The 17,810-nt window shown below is 59.1% G+C and carries 16 protein-coding genes and 1 riboswitch; of the genes, 10 read left to right on the plus strand and 6 right to left on the minus strand.

The features are described 5' to 3' along the window. Positions 1 to 48 precede the first annotated feature (48 nt). On the minus strand, positions 49 to 1,068 hold the full coding sequence (locus ACR0DJ_RS20215) for a sugar ABC transporter substrate-binding protein (protein ID WP_170347455.1): 1,020 nt from the start codon (positions 1,066 to 1,068) through the stop codon (positions 49 to 51). A 252-nt stretch (positions 1,069 to 1,320) separates the two neighbouring features. Here ACR0DJ_RS20215 and ACR0DJ_RS20220 point away from each other — a divergent pair, with 252 nt between their 5' ends. The 6 genes from ACR0DJ_RS20220 (at position 1,321) to ACR0DJ_RS20245 (ending at position 6,301) form a co-directional block, all read left to right on the plus strand. Beyond that, on the plus strand, positions 1,321 to 2,445 hold the full coding sequence (locus tag ACR0DJ_RS20220) for an ROK family transcriptional regulator (RefSeq protein WP_480686137.1): 1,125 nt from the start codon (positions 1,321 to 1,323) through the stop codon (positions 2,443 to 2,445). 124 nt (positions 2,446 to 2,569) lie between these two features. After that, positions 2,570 to 2,768, plus strand: a riboswitch (cobalamin riboswitch). Positions 2,769 to 2,899: 131 nt separating this feature from the next. Further along, positions 2,900 to 3,685 (plus strand): DUF4198 domain-containing protein, encoded by a 786-nt coding sequence (locus ACR0DJ_RS20225; protein WP_480686130.1) that lies wholly within the window; start codon positions 2,900 to 2,902, stop codon positions 3,683 to 3,685. Between the two features lie 6 nt (positions 3,686 to 3,691). Further along, positions 3,692 to 4,303 (plus strand): cobalt transporter CbiM, encoded by a 612-nt coding sequence (gene cbiM / locus ACR0DJ_RS20230; protein WP_480686129.1) that lies wholly within the window; start codon positions 3,692 to 3,694, stop codon positions 4,301 to 4,303. Further along, positions 4,300 to 4,875, plus strand: coding sequence for a cobalt ABC transporter permease (locus ACR0DJ_RS20235; protein ID WP_257601326.1), 576 nt, complete (start codon positions 4,300 to 4,302; stop codon positions 4,873 to 4,875). Before cbiM ends, ACR0DJ_RS20235 begins: the two co-directional genes overlap by 4 nt. After that, entirely contained in the window at positions 4,875 to 5,654 is a 780-nt protein-coding gene (gene cbiQ / locus ACR0DJ_RS20240) for a cobalt ECF transporter T component CbiQ (protein WP_171638504.1), read from the plus strand. The genes ACR0DJ_RS20235 and cbiQ overlap by 1 nt, the downstream gene beginning before the upstream one ends. Beyond that, positions 5,651 to 6,301, plus strand: coding sequence for an energy-coupling factor ABC transporter ATP-binding protein (locus tag ACR0DJ_RS20245; protein ID WP_480686128.1), 651 nt, complete (start codon positions 5,651 to 5,653; stop codon positions 6,299 to 6,301). The genes cbiQ and ACR0DJ_RS20245 overlap by 4 nt, the downstream gene beginning before the upstream one ends. 104 nt (positions 6,302 to 6,405) lie before the next feature. On the opposite strand, the gene ACR0DJ_RS20250 is transcribed toward ACR0DJ_RS20245, so the two are convergent. From ACR0DJ_RS20250 to ACR0DJ_RS20270, 5 genes are all read right to left on the minus strand, one after another. Then, the gene (locus ACR0DJ_RS20250) at positions 6,406 to 6,618 is read right to left on the minus strand and encodes a hypothetical protein (protein ID WP_480686127.1); all 213 of its coding nucleotides are present in this window, start codon (positions 6,616 to 6,618) and stop codon (positions 6,406 to 6,408) included. Between the two features lie 76 nt (positions 6,619 to 6,694). Then, a complete protein-coding gene (locus ACR0DJ_RS20255) occupies positions 6,695 to 7,693 on the minus strand; it encodes a hypothetical protein (RefSeq protein WP_480686126.1) in 999 nt (332 codons plus the stop codon). Beyond that, a complete protein-coding gene (locus ACR0DJ_RS20260) occupies positions 7,686 to 11,399 on the minus strand; it encodes a cell envelope integrity TolA family protein (protein WP_480686125.1) in 3,714 nt (1,237 codons plus the stop codon). Before ACR0DJ_RS20260 ends, ACR0DJ_RS20255 begins: the two co-directional genes overlap by 8 nt. Before the next feature lie 177 nt (positions 11,400 to 11,576). Continuing rightward, positions 11,577 to 12,422 carry a Rossmann-like and DUF2520 domain-containing protein gene (locus ACR0DJ_RS20265; RefSeq protein ID WP_480686124.1) on the minus strand — a complete coding sequence of 282 codons (846 nt, stop codon included), beginning with the start codon at positions 12,420 to 12,422 and terminating at the stop codon, positions 11,577 to 11,579. A 22-nt stretch (positions 12,423 to 12,444) separates the two neighbouring features. Continuing rightward, the gene (locus tag ACR0DJ_RS20270; RefSeq protein WP_254439985.1) at positions 12,445 to 13,074 is read right to left on the minus strand and encodes a response regulator transcription factor; all 630 of its coding nucleotides are present in this window, start codon (positions 13,072 to 13,074) and stop codon (positions 12,445 to 12,447) included. Positions 13,075 to 13,294: 220 nt separating this feature from the next. Here ACR0DJ_RS20270 and ACR0DJ_RS20275 point away from each other — a divergent pair, with 220 nt between their 5' ends. From ACR0DJ_RS20275 to ACR0DJ_RS20290, 4 genes are read left to right on the plus strand one after another with little or no spacing between them, the layout of a single operon-like run. After that, positions 13,295 to 14,536 carry a pyridoxal-phosphate-dependent aminotransferase family protein gene (locus tag ACR0DJ_RS20275; protein WP_480686123.1) on the plus strand — a complete coding sequence of 414 codons (1,242 nt, stop codon included), beginning with the start codon at positions 13,295 to 13,297 and terminating at the stop codon, positions 14,534 to 14,536. A gap of 15 nt (positions 14,537 to 14,551) precedes the next feature. Further along, complete coding sequence (locus ACR0DJ_RS20280) at positions 14,552 to 15,748, plus strand: malate--CoA ligase subunit beta (protein WP_170347444.1); 1,197 nt, start codon at positions 14,552 to 14,554, stop codon at positions 15,746 to 15,748. Continuing rightward, the gene (gene sucD, locus ACR0DJ_RS20285) at positions 15,748 to 16,635 is read left to right on the plus strand and encodes a succinate--CoA ligase subunit alpha (protein WP_480686122.1); all 888 of its coding nucleotides are present in this window, start codon (positions 15,748 to 15,750) and stop codon (positions 16,633 to 16,635) included. The genes ACR0DJ_RS20280 and sucD overlap by 1 nt, the downstream gene beginning before the upstream one ends. Continuing rightward, a complete protein-coding gene (locus ACR0DJ_RS20290; protein ID WP_257601333.1) occupies positions 16,635 to 17,606 on the plus strand; it encodes a 2-hydroxyacid dehydrogenase in 972 nt (323 codons plus the stop codon). The genes sucD and ACR0DJ_RS20290 overlap by 1 nt, the downstream gene beginning before the upstream one ends. Positions 17,607 to 17,810: the final 204 nt, after the last annotated feature.

The following is a 17,810-nucleotide window of genomic DNA, read 5'->3' on the forward strand; positions in this document are numbered from 1 at the left end:
GGTTTGAAAAGCGGAAGGCCGCCCTCTGCGGCCCTCCGGGTGGTCAGGTCATCCCCAGCAGAGGTCCATGCCTTCTTTGACCGAGATCGACTCGACGCCTTCGGCAGGCTTGTCCGTTACAAGCGCCACGCCGGTGTCAAAGAAATCCTTGCCGGGTGTGTTTTCTGGTTTCACGCCTTCGTCCGCCCATTTCTTGACGGCCTCAACCCCCAGCGATGCCATCAACAGCGGGTATTGCTGTGACGTCGCGCCGATCACACCGTCGGCAACGTTTTGGACGCCCGGGCAGCCTCCGTCCACGGAAACGATGAGCACGTCATTTTCGCGCCCGATGGCTTTCAGCGCTTCGTAAGCGCCTGCTGCCGCAGGTTCGTTGATGGTGTGAACAACGTTGATCGTCGGATCCTTGGCCAGAAGGTTTTCCATCGCGCGGCGACCACCTTCTTCGTTGCCGGCGGTGACATCACTTCCGACCAGACGGGGGTCATCTTCATCGCCGATCACGTTCGGGTCCGCCAGATCGATACCGAAGCCTTGCAGGAAACCCTGATTGCGCAGCACATCCACTGTCGGCTGGCTGACGGCAAGATCCAGTGTCGCGATTTTGGCGTCGTTGGCCGCGTCGCCCAGCGTGGCTTTTGCCCATTGTCCAATCAGCAGCCCGGCCAGGAAATTGTCCGTGGCAAACGTCGCGTCAGCCGAGTCAATGGGTTCCAGCGGCGTATCCAGAGCAATAACCAGAACCCCTGCATCCCGCGCCTGCTTCACGGCCGGAACGATGGATGAAGTGTCCGAAGCCGTCAGCAGAATGCCCTTGGCGCCGTCCAGAATGCAGGTCTCAATGGCTTGCACCTGCGTTTCATGGTCGCCGTCAACTTTGCCAGCAAAGGCTTTGAGCGTCATTCCCAGCTCTTCCGCCTTCGCTGTCGCGCCTTCCTTCATTTTGACAAAGAACGGGTTGGTGTCTGTCTTGGTGATCAGGCAAACGGTTTCACCTTCCGCCATTGCACTGCCAGCCATGGCAGTAACCCCGAGCGCAGCTGCACCCGCAAGTTTTGCAAGTTTCATCGATTATCCTCCCAGTTTTTCCTATGCCGAGTAGGGCACGAGGGCGATCAGGCAAAAACCCTGATCCCATAAGAAACAATCACAAGAATCGAAATTTGAGTCAATAAATAAATCACTCTTAATTATTATTGACAGGGCGGGCGGGCTTTCCCATTCTTCAGCAGGAAAGGGGTGGTCGTGCCGGAAAATTCATCACGGAAAAACTCGATTGGTTCACAGGGGTCAGTGGTGCGCGGAACCAATCAAAGCGGCATGCGGGCCCGCAACGAACGGCTGGTGTTGTCGCTTGTCCGACGTCATCAGGCCCTTGCGAAGTCCGAACTCGCGCGCATGACGGGACTGTCGGCACAAACGGTTTCCGTCATCATGCGTCAATTGGAAAAGGATGGGTTGCTTCTGCGCGGTGAACCGGTCCGCGGGAAAGTCGGGCAACCTTCCGTTCCCATGCGTCTCAACCCGGATGGTGCGTTTTTCTTTGGGCTCAAGGTCGGGCGCCGCAGTACCGAGCTGGTTTTGACTGACTTTGTGGGAAACGTGCGGCAACGCAAGCGGCGAACCTATGACTATCCAACGCCGAAAGCCACTTTGGAGTTTTCCACGCAGAGTCTGGGCAAAATGATGTCATCCATGTCGCCCGAGGCCAAAGGCAGGATTGCGGGTCTTGGAATTGCCATGCCGTTCTACCTGTGGGACTGGGCCCAGGCCCTTCAGGTTCCTCAGGAAGAAATGGACCCGTGGCGCGTATCAGACCTGAAGGCTGACCTGGCTGGTCGCCTCGATATGCCGGTTTTTCTGCAAAATGACGCAACGGCGGCTTGTGGTGCGGAACTGGTATTCGGTCCGGCCGATGGACCAAGGGATTTTCTGTACTTCTATATCGGGTTTTTCATTGGCGGCGGTGTGGTTCTCAATGGCGCGATCTTTTCGGGGCGTGGAAACTCGGGTGCGATCGGCCCCCTGCCTGTGCCGGATGGTACGGGCGGTGTCAGGCCGCTTATCGACGTGGCCAGCCTTTATGTGCTCGAGCGTGCGATCACGACAGCAGGGGCGACCTCGCTGTCTTTATGGGAAACGACCGAACGTTGGGATGTGCCAAATGTTCAACTGGAAAACTGGTTGAAACAGACGGCGAGCGGGATTGCCCATGCGATTGTCTCATCCTGTAGCCTGATAGATTTCGAATGCGTGAAGATTGACGGCTGGATGCCGCAGGACATCAAGGCGCGTTTGGTTGAAATGGTCGAAGACAAACTGTCTGAGCTTAACCTGACCGGTCTTGAGCGCCCCGTGGTGCTGGAAGGGACCGTGGGCCCGGAAGCACGCTCACTGGGCGCGGCAAGCCTGCCATTGTCGGAAAGGTATCTTTCAGAAGCTTAGGCATGAAATCATCCTGCTGCCTTGGATTTTTCACGAAGTCGATTTACCCGCCCGAACTGCCGAATTCAGCATTTTTTCGACGGCCACGGCACATTTTCGTTGACCGAGGGCTGAGTTGTCTGGCAAGCCGCTCGGCATGTCCGGTTCCGGGGCTTGCTCTGGAATCAATAGGGAATGCGGTGCGGGCTCAGGCCCAATTCCGCAACTGCACCCGCAACTGTAAGCGGCGAGCAGGGCTGAAACGCCACTGGGGTTTGCCCGGGAAGGCCAGTCCAACGCTTTGACCCGCAAGTCAGGATACCTGCCGGACATGTGCCCTCTAACGGGCACTCCTAATCGGCGACGGGATGTGCGTCGGACCAGGATGCCTGAAAGGGTAATTTGGCGTTGTATGTCCCGTGGTCAAAACGAATTTCGCGCCGGGATTGGCGCGAAGGGACAAGGACGACTGTTCATGAAAACGCTGCTCAGCGCAGCCGCTGCCGCGGTGGCTCTTCCTGCCATCGCAGATGCGCATTTCCTTTTGGAATACACCACCGACACCATGATCGATAAACCGGGCGATGTACCGGTCAAACTGATTTTCTGGCATCCGTTCGAGAATGGCCATGTCATGGATCTGGAAAAGCCGCAGGAATTCTATGTGATCCACAACGGTGAAAAGACCGATTTGCTGGACACGCTGGAACCTATCCGGTTCACCGGCGGGGAAAACGAGGGCGCGGCGTTCAAGGGCAGTGTCCCGGTCAAACGTTCGGGCGACTATGTGCTGGTGACGGTTCCTCAGCCTTATTATGAGGAATCCGAAGACATCTATATCCAACAGCTCACCAAAGCCTTCCTGAACCGTAACGAATTGCCGACCGACTGGATGAATCCCGTGGGGCTGGCGACCGAGATTATCCCGCTGAACAAGCCGACCAACATCATCGCGGGTTCGACTTTCACGGGCCGTGTGCTGGCTGATGGTCAGCCGGTTGCGGGGGCCGAGATCGAGATCGAGTACATGGCCGCCGAACCCGACATGGAAAGCTCGGCCGCTTCTGCACCGAAAGTGTCACCAATGCCGGGTGGTGCGGTGGTCGCAATATCTGACGACAACGGGTATTTTTCGTTCGGCGTTCCAAAAGACGGCTACTGGGGTTTCGCAGCACTTGGATCCGGTCCGGCAACCGAACATGAGGGCAAAGAACTCAGCCAGGATGCGGTGATCTGGATTCGCGCCTGGGATCTGGAGTAACCCCGAATGCACATCGTCGACGGAGCCCTTTCCAACCCGGTTGTTGTTGGCGGCGCCATAGCGGCCGCGGGCGGGATCGCCATGGGTCTCAGGTCTCTGGATCTTGATCGCATCCCCACTGCCGGTGTGCTGTCAGCCAGTTTCTTCGTAGCATCGTTGATCCACGTACCCATTGGTCCGTCGTCGGTCCATTTGATCCTCAACGGTATGGCCGGGCTGCTGCTTGGTTGGGCCGCATTCCCGGCTTTGTTCGTCGGGCTTTTGCTACAGGCGGTCTTTTTCGGCTTTGGCGGGTTGACGGTGCTGGGGATCAACACCGTCAATATCGCCCTGCCCGCGGTGGTGGCCGGAATGCTGTTCGGTCGTCTGATCGCGCGCGGGACACCTTTGCAAGGTGCGATTTGGGGCGGTGTCGGCGGCGCATTTGCAATTGCGGCGACAACCGGCATGGTCGCGATTTCCCTGGCGCTGTCGGGGGATGAGTTCCTGCCCGCTGCCAAGCTTGTTTTCTTCGCCCATATTCCAGTCATGGCCATCGAGGCGATTTTGACCGGGTTCGCCGTCTTGTTGGCGCGCAAGGTCAAGCCCGAACTGTTTTTCAGAGGAGCAACCACATGAAGCATCTGGTTGTCATACTGGCTGTGTGCTGTGCGCCCGTGCCTGCCCTGGCGCACAAGGTCATAGCCGGCGTTTTCGAGTCGGGAGACGTGATCGAGGGCGAGATCGGCTTTTCCAACGGTGATATGGCAAGCGGGACCGAGGTCATTGTCACCGGCCCGGACGGGGCCGAGCTGGGTCGATCGGTCACGGATGCGGACGGTTTCTTTGTCTACACGCCGACCTCGGCCGTGGCGCACACCTTCTTTGCTGACCTTGGCGCCGGGCATGTGGCCGAAGTCACGATGTCTGCCGAAGATGTCGCGCGGGTTCTGGGTGTTGCCGTGGCAGAAACCGGAGACTCGTCTTCGGCTGCTTTGACACCGGCCAGCGGTTCGGCGGCTTCTCTCAGCGTCGAAGAACAGCAGGTTATCGCCAAAGCCGTGCGTGATGAATTGCGCCCGCTCAGGCGCGAGATTGCGGCCTATCGCGAACAGAATGACCTGCAAACCATCCTTGGCGGGATCGGGTACATCGTTGGTCTGTTCGGTCTGGGCTTTTACATGGCGGCCCGCCGCAAGCTGGCGTCCTGATGGCACACGTTCTGGGGCACCAAGAAAAAACACTGGCCGAAGCCGGTGACGGGCCGGACGGTCTGATCAGCCAGCTGGATCCCCGGATGCGTATCGTCATGGCGGTTGCTTTTGCTGTCGTGACCGTGGCGCTGTCATCCCTCGGCGCGCTTTGCGCGGCGCTGACAGTGTCGCTTTCGCTTCTGATAGTTTCCCGTCTGCCGTGGCGAAAGACGTTGAAGCGAATGGCCATGATGGATGGGTTCATCCTGTTCATGCTGGTCCTGCTGCCCTTTTCCATGCCCGGAGCCCCGATGTTCACGCTTTGGGGATTCCCCGCAAGCTGGCAGGGTTTCTGGAAAGCGGTCGAGATTGCTTTGACCGCCAATGCCGTGATCCTGTCCCTGATGGTTTTGGTCGGCACGATGGAGCCAGTCACTCTGGGTCACGCCTTGCATCGTCTGCGGTGCCCGGAAAAGTTGGTTTACCTGCTGATGTTCACGATCCGGTATATCGAGGTGTTGCGGGAAGAATACCTGCGCTTGCGCGCGGCCATGAAGGTGCGCGGTTTTCGGCCAGCAACAAACTGGCACACATATCGCAGCTTTGGCTACCTTGTGGGCATGATGCTTGTGCGCGCGATCGAAAGATCGGAACGCATCCTGGCCGCGATGAAGTGCCGGGGGTTTTCCGGGCGTATGCCGTTGCTTCAGGAATTTGCCCTGACCCGCGCGGACATTGTGTTTGCGGCTGGTTTCAGCGGCCTCTGCCTGGGTCTGATCATTCTGGAATTCGCATGACACTGATCGCGCTAGAAGACATCTGTTTTTCCTACCCCGGCCAGCCACCCGTTCTGGACGGGGCCAGCCTGAGCCTGAATGCCGGGCAGCGCCTGTCTCTGACTGGTCCGAACGGTGCGGGAAAATCGACGCTCCTGCGCATCACGCTTGGGTTGCAGCGCCCGAGTTCTGGCACCGTCACCGTTTTTGGTCAGAAACGCGTGGAAGAGGCCGATTTCCACGAAGTGCGCCGCCGGGTGGGGCTTGTATTTCAGGATGCGGACGATCAGCTGTTCTGCCCGACCGTCGCCGAAGACATCGCCTTTGGGCCGCTCAATCTGGGCAAGACCCGTGACGAAGCGCTTGCCATTGTCGACAAAGTTCTGGGCGATCTGGACCTGATACACCTGAAGAACCGCATCACACACAAGTTGTCAGGCGGTGAAAAACGGCTGGTGACACTGGCGACGGTTCTGGCGATGGATCCCGAAGTGCTGTTGCTGGACGAACCGACGAATGCGCTGGATACGAAAAACGAAGCGCGCCTGCTGGAAATCCTGCGCGCGTTGCCACAGGCGATTCTGCTTGTCAGTCATTCGCCGGCGTTCCGCTTGGAACTGGCACCCGATGAACTGGATCTTCGCGACGGGAAGCTGGTGCCGGTCTGACCTGTTCTCGTGGCAACCGGACATGGTGGTTTCAGAAATGCAATCACACCGCCTGAGCCTGGCCATGAATCCGACAGCAAGCCCAGTGCGTTGTCAGGCCTCGGTTATGTGCGCTTACGGGTCATCAGCCCATATCTGACCGCCCATGCCCGAAAAGACCCGCGTCTGCGTCTGCCCTGTTTCACAGGTTGCTTGGATTGCGCACCGCCTTTGCGGTTGAATTCGAACACGTCGATTATCCGCTCGGCACAGCCACAGGCTTCGCCCATGCCGACTTTGGCGAAATAGAATTTCTCGAAACGTTCCGGGTTTTGCATGGCTGACCTCCTGAATGCATTGAACCTCATGAAGGGAGCATTGCCAAATCACTTTCCTGCATTTCAGGCAGCCGCGCTATGGCGCGGCGAACTCGTTTCCTGTCCAGACATTGTCCAGTTGATTGAAGACCGGTGAAGTGATGAGCATTTCAGCGGAATAAAGCAGTTGCAGCTCATCCGCAAACCGCGTGACGCCCGGCACAAGCCCGGTGATATTGCGCCATTTAGACCAGGTTCCGGGATTTGACAGGCTGGTCGGATTGCCGGGATCAGCGGGCTGGTGCCACCCGGCGGCGTTCAGCAGCGGCGTGAGCGCAAAGCGCGCATCATTGCTGTCGACCTCGGTACAGGCAGCGGCATCGCATTCCCAACTGGTCCAGTCCGCCGCCGCGATGGTTCCGGCGATCGGAGCGGCGGCGTCGATGACCCGAACCAATACCTCGAAACCGCCACCAGCAGTCGGGCGGCTGAGCGACAGGGGATCGGTTGCCACGGCGTGCAAAGCCGCAGTTGGCACCAGGCTGAGTGTTCGGCCGATCAGAGCCAGCTGCGCAGAGCCGTCTGTTGCGGGAGCAGACCCCGCAGCAGGCAGGGTTCTGACAGGTGTCAAAATCGGAACCGCGCCACCACGAATCGTGATTTCCTGCACCGCATTGTCAAAGGCCGGAACAAAGTCGCTGCGGATCGTATAGGTCAACGGGAAGCTGGGTTGTTGTGGCCCCGCAGGTCGGGCGCCATCACGGGTGACAAAGGACAGCGGTGGAACGGCACCGGGCTGTGGCAGCGAAATCTGCGGCCCCGCTATGCCCAGAGCGGCTGCGATCATGCGCGCGCGCTGTTCGGCCTCTCCATACTCGCTCAGCAGGTTTATGTAGCCGCCGATCTCGGTGATATTGCGCGGCGCAGGGATGCGGGATGGGGCAATGTCGCCTGCGATGGCAAGCCTGTGGGCAATCACCTCTCGGGCGCGCTGTATCGCCGGAGAATTGGTGGTTTCGAGAATATTGATGATGGCCTCGGCAAGGCTTTCATCGATGCCGGGTTCGGCGGTTGCATTCGTGCTGGTGTCACTCATCGTCGTCCTCCGCAGGGGCGCTCAGGCCATTGAGGAAATCCAGAACGGATTGGCTGCCGGCCTTGGTTGCGCTGCCGTCATCCGCATCCGTATTGGCTTTGGTAAAGGCCCCGAAAAGCTTGGCCAGAAGCAACGTGTTGGAGGGATTGGCCAGAGCGGCGGCACCGCCGGGGAAATCCTTGAACAGGTTTTGCGTGAAGGCCGCCCGGTTGCCATCCGGTTGCCCGCCGATCAGCGCAGAAACACCCGAGGCGTTCTTGGCGATATCCTCAAACCCCTTGATCTTTGCGGCATTGTCGGCAGCTGACTTTTTCTTTTCGGAAGCTTGCTTTTTGGCTTCTTCCTCTTTGCGAGCCGCGGCGATCTCCTGGCCCTTGCCCGCCAGTTCAGTGGCCTTGCCGACAAGCTCTTTGGTCAGATCCGTCGCCGTGTCTATGGCCTTGTCCCGACCGGCGGCGACCGATTGCGTTTCAAGGGCCAGTTGCGCCTGCAACTCTTTCAGTCCCGTCAGATCGGTTCCCGCCCGTGCAAGATCAGGCGCGGCCTTGAGGATCTCGGCCAGTTGCGAAGTGGGCACGGCCTGGCCTGTGCCGATGTCGCCCCCTGCGATGGTAAGCGTGTTCGAAGGTTGATTGGCCGGCAGGTCCGATGGCGCACGGGTGCCAAAGATTGCATCACTGTCCGCGGGCAGGACCGGCGTGTCACCAACTGGGGGTGGCGTCGGGCTGTCCTGCCAGTTCCAGAAGCGGCGATGGTCGATCATCTCGCAGGAATTGCAGCGGCCCAGAACGGCCTCGCCCAACAGCCCCCGGGTCGGCAGCGAGATCGTGCGGCGCGGTGGCCGGAAGTCTTCCCGATGGAAGGCCAGCAGACTGTCCTGAATGTCGCCGGTCCGCATCTCCATTCTGTCGGCCAGATCGGGCGGGATCGAGAAGGGCATGATCATCGCGTTGCCATAGAACCCCAGCACCTTGTTCTGGACCGTGCTGAGCAGCGATATTTCGCTTGAGGCGTCATCCAACCCGCCATCCGGCACGCCAATCGTGAAACGTTCCAGCAGGATGGCCCGTTCTTCATCCGTCATACTGGCCCAGATCACGCGAGAATAGCGAACGGTGTCGGCCACGATATGCTGATACATTTCTTCGATCCGCCGCAGATCACGACGCGACAGCACGTCCGGCACTTCCTGTACGGAATAGGGCAGGGTTGCAGGCAATGCCTGGAATGTGTTGTCGTCAACGATGGTCTGTGCGTCTTCGTTCATGCGCGCTTCGAACTCGCTGATCATCGGCGCGCCGACCAGATCGTCGAAATCCGAGCCTGAAATCGTCGTGTGAAGGCTCCGGTTGATGTTGCGCGTGGCGCGATCCAGATCATCGGCATCTTCCAGGTTCGAGATATGTTCCCAAATGTTGAAGATGTTGATCGGGTCGGGGCCGGTATAGAATGAATAGGCAAAAGAGCCCGTCCGCCTGCGCAACTCGACGCGGGCGATGTCCGAACGTTCGACCGAGCGGGGCAAAGCCACGGATCCGGTGTAAGTCCGCCGCTTCGTTGGATCACGGCGCGCGTCAGCCAGCCGAACCAGAAGGTTTTCACGTGTCTCGGCAGGCAAGTCATGCAGGTTGTCGATATCGATCGGCGATCCGGTCAGGGGCACTGGCCCAACGCGGTCGCCATCCTGCGTGAAGATCACCGCGGATATGTCATCATTGGGCATGAAAGTGCCCTGAGCCTCGAAGCTGACGATGTCCTGAGCGACACCCGGAGCATTCTGCGGTGTCGCGTCCTTGTCGGCATAAAACTGTTCCAGCAGTTTGAGCGCGGTGCGGAACCTGCGACGGTTTCGGAACACCCGGCGGAAAACGTCTGCGTGGCGCAGGATCACTTTGTATCGATGCAGCAATCCTGACCGGTTGACATTGCCCGGCAGTTGATCGCCTTGCCCCAGGCGGCGAAAGCGGATGAGCTGCATGGGAACGAAGACCACCAATTGCACCCCTTCGATCCGCGTTTCCAGGGAAAAGTCGCGCAGAACTTCGAACCATTGCATCGTCATTGCATGACAATGGTTGCGGTTGGCCACGAATTTTGTTGTCGCCGTCCGCCGATCATTTGCCGTGGCTGTGCGAACGCTGGTTCGGGCCGAACTTCGCTTGACCGAAGCGGCCCGTTCCAGCGCGGCCGAGAATGTCTCGTGCGTGTCGGACAGAAAATCGCGTGACGTGTTCTGCGTGTTGGACGAACTGCCTGACGAGTTGGAACTGGAACGCGCGCCGCTGAAACCGACCCCGCCCACTATGGCCCCGATGCCGCCGAACAAACCGCCACCAATGCCACCAGCCCCCCCGAAGCTTTTTGTGAACGCCTTGGTCGAGAAGGAGGACGTACCGCGGATCACTTCATCGAGCGCGGTTTCAAACGTACTGTTGAAGGAAGTGTCGCGTGCTTCTTCGAATTCCTGTTGTTCCTCGAAGGTCAGGCTTTCGCGCTCGCGCACGGTCAGGGTTTCGCGCTGTTCCGAAACGACGATCCGCTGTTCCTCGCCCGGGGCAAGCGGCAGGGAATAGACCAGACGCCCCAATGACATTCCGGCGTGAACGGCGGTCGAGCGCATCTTGGCGATATAGCCGAGCGCAAGGCTGGAGGCCTTTGGCACATCTTGCGGGCGCTGCTCAAGATCTTCGAAGAAATCCTCTACATCAATGGGCTCGTCGATTGGAATCCGGTCGCGAAAATCCCAGTCTCCGCCGTCATTGTTGAAAGCGTTCAAAAGTGTTTCGGCAGAAAGATTGGCCTGCGCAAATGTGCTGCCCGGGATTGTCGTGACAAAGCGATTGCCGCCAACGGGGCGGGTACGAACGATGTTTTTCGGCCCGACAAGCGGGTCGATCAGCCGATAGAGAACCGAATAACGCCGCCGGGAAACCGTGCCTCCTTCGGTTCGGTATTCCGAAGCGCAGTCACCTTCGCCCAGTACGATAGGGGCCTGCGTGCCGGTGAAGTCGGATATGTTTTCTTCCGCATCCTCGGGGTCTACCGGCAGAATATCGGCCAGCTCACCCAGGATCGAGCGCTGCAAAGGGAGGACAGTGCGATCCAGCACCACGAGGCCCAATTCGCCATCCAATGCATCAATGCGCGGCACTGCTTCGTTCAGAGTGGTGTTCTGCCCGCGGATCCGCAATCTCAGGCCGTTTTGCGGCAGCCGCAGATTGGGCAGATCAAGGGAAAACAGGCCCCGCGCATCCGTAACCGCGGCTTTTACAGCCCATGAAAAATCCGCGTTGTCGATACCTTCATTGGCGGTAAAGGTGGGGCGCAGCGCTTCGACGATTACCCGCTCGGCGGGGGTGCCGTCGGGATTGATCAGTTCTCCGCGCAGTTTCGGGGCAAGGGTTGGGACGACAGCGCCCAGAAACCCGTCGGCCAGATCCTTGCGAATGGTTTCAAGCTGTCGAAAGACTGCACCGGTGGCCTGTACGCGCTGATCGACCAGATCGTTTATCACCTCGGCGGACAGGTCGATACCGACACCACGGCGCAACGCCTTGAGCTTCTCGGCTTCGACGCGCCTGAGATCGTCAATGCTGTCAGCAGTAAAACCGGCCGATCCTGAGAGTTCCGCCGAAATCGTGGGATTTGGTCGGGAGGACGGAAGGGACAGCGTAATGCGCGGGGGCTCACTGCTGGAGTCGGACATGAAGTCACCTCGTTGGAAAGCGCTGCAAGAAACTGGGTGCCAGGAAAAAACAAATCTTGAAAGTTGACCCAACGTAACATGTTTCAGGGATTCGCAAAAGAAACGCGCGGGCCCGCCTTTTCCGCGACACGTTTCGAGCGCAGGTTCCAAAGTGCTTTCCAGCAATGGACCTGGCGATTACTTCGTGAAACCGGTTGCCTTCAGCTTCTGCGCCAGCAGGCTCAGTTGCCTGTAGATTTCACCTGCATCGCGGTGCCACGCCGCTACATCCGCGCCCTGCTGGGCAACGACCTTTTCGTCCCCTCTTGCCGCTGGACCGGTCAGGGCAGCTTGCGGGCCAAGAAGGTTGACGTTTTCGACTGTGCTGCTCAACAAACCAGCGTTGAGCTTGCGGGCAGTTTCGTCCGGCACGCCCGCCTCGGCCCACGCCTCGCGGGCGATGGCCTGCAAGACAACGGCGAAGTTGTTCGAAATCACCGCGGCCGCATGATACAGGCTTTTGCTTTCAGACCGGATGGGAAAACAGGTGGCTCCCAATCCTTCCAGAAGCGGCTGAATGAACGCTGTGGCGTCTTCGTCGCCTTCCAACCCGCACAACGCCTGTTTGAATTGCGCGGCAGCGGCCTGTGGATCGGCGAAGGACAGGACGGGGTGAACGCTGGCCAGAGACCATGAGAGGCCGCGCAACGGCGCCAGTTGATCGGCAGGAAAATAGCCGCTGCAATGGAACGCCACTGAAGGCTTCCCGGTTGTTTCCTGGTTCTCGAAGGCCTCTTTCAATTCGTGGGCCACCGCAGAGATTTGCGTGTCGGGCACTGATATGATCCACAGGTCAGCGGGTCGCAAATCGGCATAGCTTGCTGCAACGCGCCCGGTTTTGGACAATTGGGCGGCTTCATTTGCCGAGTGAAAGGATGTGCTCAGAACATCCTGGATACGGCAGCCATCAGTGCCATCCAAAAGGCGGATCAGCGTTTTGCCGACCCGCCCGGCACCGACAACGTTTATTTTGATTTCAGTCATCCGGGCTCTCTGTTCTCGTCGTCTAGTCCGCGCCGCGATGGGACGAATAGAAAAACGCAATGGCTTGTGTTCTGTTTTTGACGTTCAGCTTCTCATAGATATTTGACAGGTGAAACTTGACCGTGTTGGTGGATATCTGAAGTTCCTTGGACAGTTCCCGGTTCGACATCCCCTGCGCCAAGGCCTCCAGAATGGCGCGTTCCTTGCGCGACAGGCTTTGAATCGGATCCTGTTTCATTTTCCGGACGTCGATGAACGGAAACACCATCTTACCTGCTGCCACTTCGGCACAGGTCTCAAGAAGCACGTCAACCTCGCCCGAGCGGGCAGCAAATCCAGCGGCACCCGCCTGCATCGCCAATCGCGGGACATCTCCGGAGGCATCGCCATAGATGACAAAGCGCGGTGCATCGGCCTGATCGCGCAACACCTCGATCAATTTGGCGGCGCCCAGGGCCGGAAGCGTCCAGTCCACGACGCCGACCTGAACAGGTATCCGCATCACCGTTCCCAGAAATCCTTCTGCCGTCGCCGACGTGGCAACCAGAGAGAATCGCGGATCACGTTCGAATATCTCCGACATGGCAGACAGAACCAGCGGATTGCTGTCAGCAAGCATGACGTCGATGGGTTTGCCCGATGTTTCAACCATATGATTTTGCCCTGACTTTCTAAAAAACCACCCAAAAGAATGGGGTTAATTTCGGTATACCTTGGTATTTTTACCAATACGGGTGGGTAAAACTCCATACTTTTAGACATCCAAAAGCAGTAGTAAGTTACGTTGCGCCGTTGGGCAAGCTCGCGTTTTCTGGTCGACATCTTAACACATCAGGCCGCAATGCCCGGCCAACAGCCGAGGATGCAAGACCATGACCTTTCAGATTTTCCCTCCGCTCGAAATTCCCGAGACCCTCGCCGCAGGGCCGGGGCCGGGCAACACGGATGTGCGTGTCCTGAAAGCCTTCGCCGGCGCAGGTGTCGCCGATCACATGCAGGGCGATGTCCTCAGGGGCATGATCGAATGCAAGCACATGCTGCGGAAAATCTGGGGCACTGGAAACGCTTACACGTTCGCTGTCGCGGGTACCGGCTGGAGCGCTCTGGATACCATGTTCTCGGCCGTCATGCCGGGCGACAAGGTTGTGGCCTTCACCAACGGCACATTCTCGGGGATCGACGCGCTGACGCTGCGGATCAAGGCGGCGACGCCCGCCGAGCACGCGACCAGCCCGCTTGACCCACAGGCGGCCAGCGTCACGGTCGTCGAGGTTCCACATGGCCAGCCGGTGACGGCTGAACTGGTTGAAGCCACTCTGGCCGAACACAAGCCGAAATGGGCCTTCATGGCGCATTGGGAAACCGGATCGGGCAGGGTGAACGATCTGCGCGGTTTCTCGGACGCGTGTGAACGTCATGGGGCGATGGGGCTGGTCGATGCGGTCTCGTCACTGGGTGTCGAAGACTTTTCGATCGATGACTATCCGGGTGTGGCAGGTTGGGCTTCCTGTCCGCAGAAAGGCCTGTGCTGCCTGCCGCTGACCTATGCTCCTGTCAGCTTTACCAATGCCTATATCGAGGCGCTGAAATCCACAGGTGCCTATACCTATGTGCACAATCCGATCTTCGAGGCCCGTCACTGGGGCATCGTCGATGGGCAGGACGTGGAAAAGGGCACCTACCACCGGACCCATTCCGGATATGCGGTGGCGGCGTTCCACGAGTCATTGCGCCTGACCTTGCAGGAAGGTCTGGCCAAGCGGTCGATGTCTTACCGGACGCATGAAAAGGTTCTTCGGGACGCGGTGACCGAGATGGGGTGCGAGGTCACCTCGGACATGCCCAGTCTGATCGTGCTCAACCTGCCTTCCGAGCTTTCTGGCCGCGAGATGGAACTGGTGCAGAACTGCCGCGCCCGCGGGTTTGGCATCTGGCCCACTTTGAGCGAACCGGTGCAGGTGCGCATCGGCATCCTCAATCAATTGAATCGCGAGGCCGTCAGCCAGATCGTACGCCTGTTCGCCGAAGCCATTCGTGAGCTGGGCGGAGAGGTCGATCAGGACGCGATCGAAGCTCTGCTGGAAAGCCGTTACGGCACTTCGATAGCTGCGTAAACAGGAGCACATCAGATGGATATCCACGAATACCAGGCGAAAGAAGTTCTTTCGAAATTCGGCGTCGACGTGCCCGCGGGCGCGCTTGCCTACAGTCCCGAACAGGCGGCCTATCGGGCGCGCGAACTGGGGGGCGACAAATGGATTGTCAAGGCGCAGGTCCATGCGGGCGGGCGCGGCAAGGCCGGAGGGGTCAAGCTCTGCAACAGCGAAAATGAAATCTACAAGGCTTGCGATGATCTGTTCGGTCGCAAGCTGGTCACGCATCAGACAGGTCCTGAAGGCAAAGGCATCTATCGTGTCTATGTCGAAGCCGCCGTGCCGATTGATCGCGAAATCTACCTTGGCTTTGTTCTGGACCGCTCCAGCCAGCGGGTGATGATCGTCGCCTCGTCCGAAGGCGGGATGGAGATCGAGGATATCTCGGCCGACCGCCCCGACAGCATTGTCAGGTCCATCGTGGAACCGGCCGTCGGGCTTCAGGAGTTTCAAGCCCGTGAAATCGCCTTCAATCTTGGAGTTGAAGCCAAACTGATCCAGCAAATGGTGCGGACGTTGCAGGGCTGTTATGCCGCCTTCAGCAATCTCGACGCCACGATGGTTGAAATCAACCCGCTGGTCATCACCGGTGATGATCGGGTGCTGGCGCTGGATGCCAAGATGAGCTTTGACGACAACGCTCTGTTCCGCCACCCCCAGATCGCCGAACTGCGCGACAAGAGCCAGGAAGACCCGCGCGAAAGCCGCGCTGCGGATCGCGGGCTGTCTTATGTCGGGCTCGACGGCAATATCGGCTGCATCGTCAATGGCGCCGGTCTGGCGATGGCCACCATGGACACGATCAAGCTGGCAGGCGGCGAGCCTGCAAATTTCCTCGACATCGGGGGGGGCGCGTCGCCTGAACGGGTGGCCAAGGCGTTCCGGCTGGTTCTGTCGGATGGCAATGTTCAAGCCATTCTGGTCAACATCTTCGCCGGTATCAACCGCTGCGACTGGGTGGCTGAAGGTGTCGTGCAGGCGTTGAAGGAACTTGACCTCGATATTCCGGTCGTCGTGCGGCTGGCCGGTACGAATGTCGAAGAAGGCCAGAAGATCCTGGCCAAATCCGGATTGCCGATCATTCGCGCCACGACGCTGATGGAGGCGGCAGAACGCGCTGTGGGCGCGTGGAAAAACGACCTTACCCAAGGCACCAAAATGAGGGTTGTGTAATGAGCATTCTTCTCGATCGTGACACGCGTGTCATCGTGCAGGGCATCACCGGGCGCATGGCGCGGTTCCACACCAAGGACATGTTGAACTATGGCACAAACGTGATGGGTGGCGTCGTGCCCGGAAAGGGTGGGGAAACCGTCGAAGGCGTTCCGGTTTTTGACACCGTAAAACAGGCCGTCGAAGCCACCGGCGCAGATGCCAGCCTGGTCTTCGTTCCGCCACCGTTCGCCGCGGATTCGATCATGGAGGCCGCGGATGCCGGCATCCGCTATTGCGTCTGCATCACCGACGGCATTCCGGCACAGGATATGATCCGGGTAAAACGGTATATGTATCGCTACCCCAAAGAGAAGCGCATGGTGCTGACCGGTCCGAACTGCGCCGGCACCATCTCTCCCGGAAAGGCGTTGTTGGGCATCATGCCGGGACATATCTATCTTCCCGGACATGTAGGGATCATCGGCCGCTCGGGGACATTGGGCTATGAGGCGGCAGCGCAGTTGAAAGAGCGCGGTCTCGGCGTTTCGACCAGTGTCGGAATCGGGGGTGACCCGATCAACGGCTCATCCTTCAAGGACATCCTTCAGCGGTTTGAAGACGACGAAGACACGCATGTCATCGCCATGATCGGTGAAATCGGAGGCCCGCAGGAGGCGGAAGCCGCCGAATATATCCGCGACCACATCTCCAAGCCCGTGATCGCCTATGTCGCTGGCCTGACCGCTCCGAAAGGCCGTACCATGGGGCACGCGGGTGCGATCATCTCGGCCTTCGGCGAAAGCGCCAGCGAAAAGGTCGAGATCCTGTCCGCCGCAGGTGTCACCGTGGCCGAAAACCCTGCCGTGATCGGTGAGACGATCGCCCGTGTGATGGAGGCTGCGTGATGGTCAAACCTTCGGTTCTGGTAACCCGTCGCTGGCCCGCTGCCGTCGAGGCGCAGCTGGCCGAGAACTACAACACCGTTTTGAACACCGGCGACAAACCCATGTCCCCTGCTGAAATCCGGCAAGCGTTGAAATCCTATGACGCCGTACTGCCCACCGTAACGGACACGCTGAGCGCCGAGGCACTGGATGTGCCGGGTGTGCAGACGAAGATTCTTGCCAATTACGGTGTTGGGTACAGCCATATCTGCGAGCCATCGGCACGCGAATTGGGTATGACCGTGACCAACACGCCCGATGTTTTGTCCGAATGCACCGCCGATATCGCCATGACTCTTCTGCTGATGGTTGCGCGTCGGGCGGGCGAGGGTGAACGCGAGCTGCGTTCAGGTCAGTGGACAGGATGGCGGCCCACGCATCTGGTCGGAACCAAGGTCAGCGGTAAGACACTGGGCATCATCGGATACGGCCGTATCGGACAGGAGATGGCGCGCCGTGCTCATCACGGGTTCGGCATGGACGTGCTGGTTTGCAACCGTAGCGCCGTATCGCCCGATGTTCTCGCCGAATGCAATGCGAGGCAGGTGGACACCATAGACGACCTGCTGCCGCAATGTGACTTCGTTTCACTGCACTGTCCGGGCGGCGCAGCCAACCGCCATCTGATCAATTCGCGCAGACTTGACCTGATGAAGCCTGACGCATTTCTGATCAACACCGCACGGGGCGAAGTGATCGACGAATGGGCGCTGATCCAGGCGTTGATGTTCGACATGATCGGCGGCGCTGCATTGGATGTATTCGATGGTGAACCGCGTGTCAGCCCGGACCTGTTGCAATGCGACAACCTCGTCATGCTGCCGCATCTGGGCAGCGCGACCCGCGAAGCGCGCGAGGCGATGGGGTTTCGGGTTCTCGACAACCTGAGCGATTTCTTCGAAGGCCGCGAACCTCGGGACCGCGTGATCTGAGGCCACCTTCAAACATCACAAAATGACGTCCAACGCAGCCGTGGCTGCGTTGCGTTCCTCTATAAGGAGATATGACCAGTGAATGCACCGCACCGTTCAGACGGATTTTTCACCCAGTCCCTTGCTGATCGTGATCCCGAGCTTTTTGGCTCGATCACGTCGGAACTGGGTCGTCAGCGCGACGAGATCGAGCTGATCGCGTCC

It is taken from the genome of Ruegeria sp. BF10 (assembly GCF_056538725.1).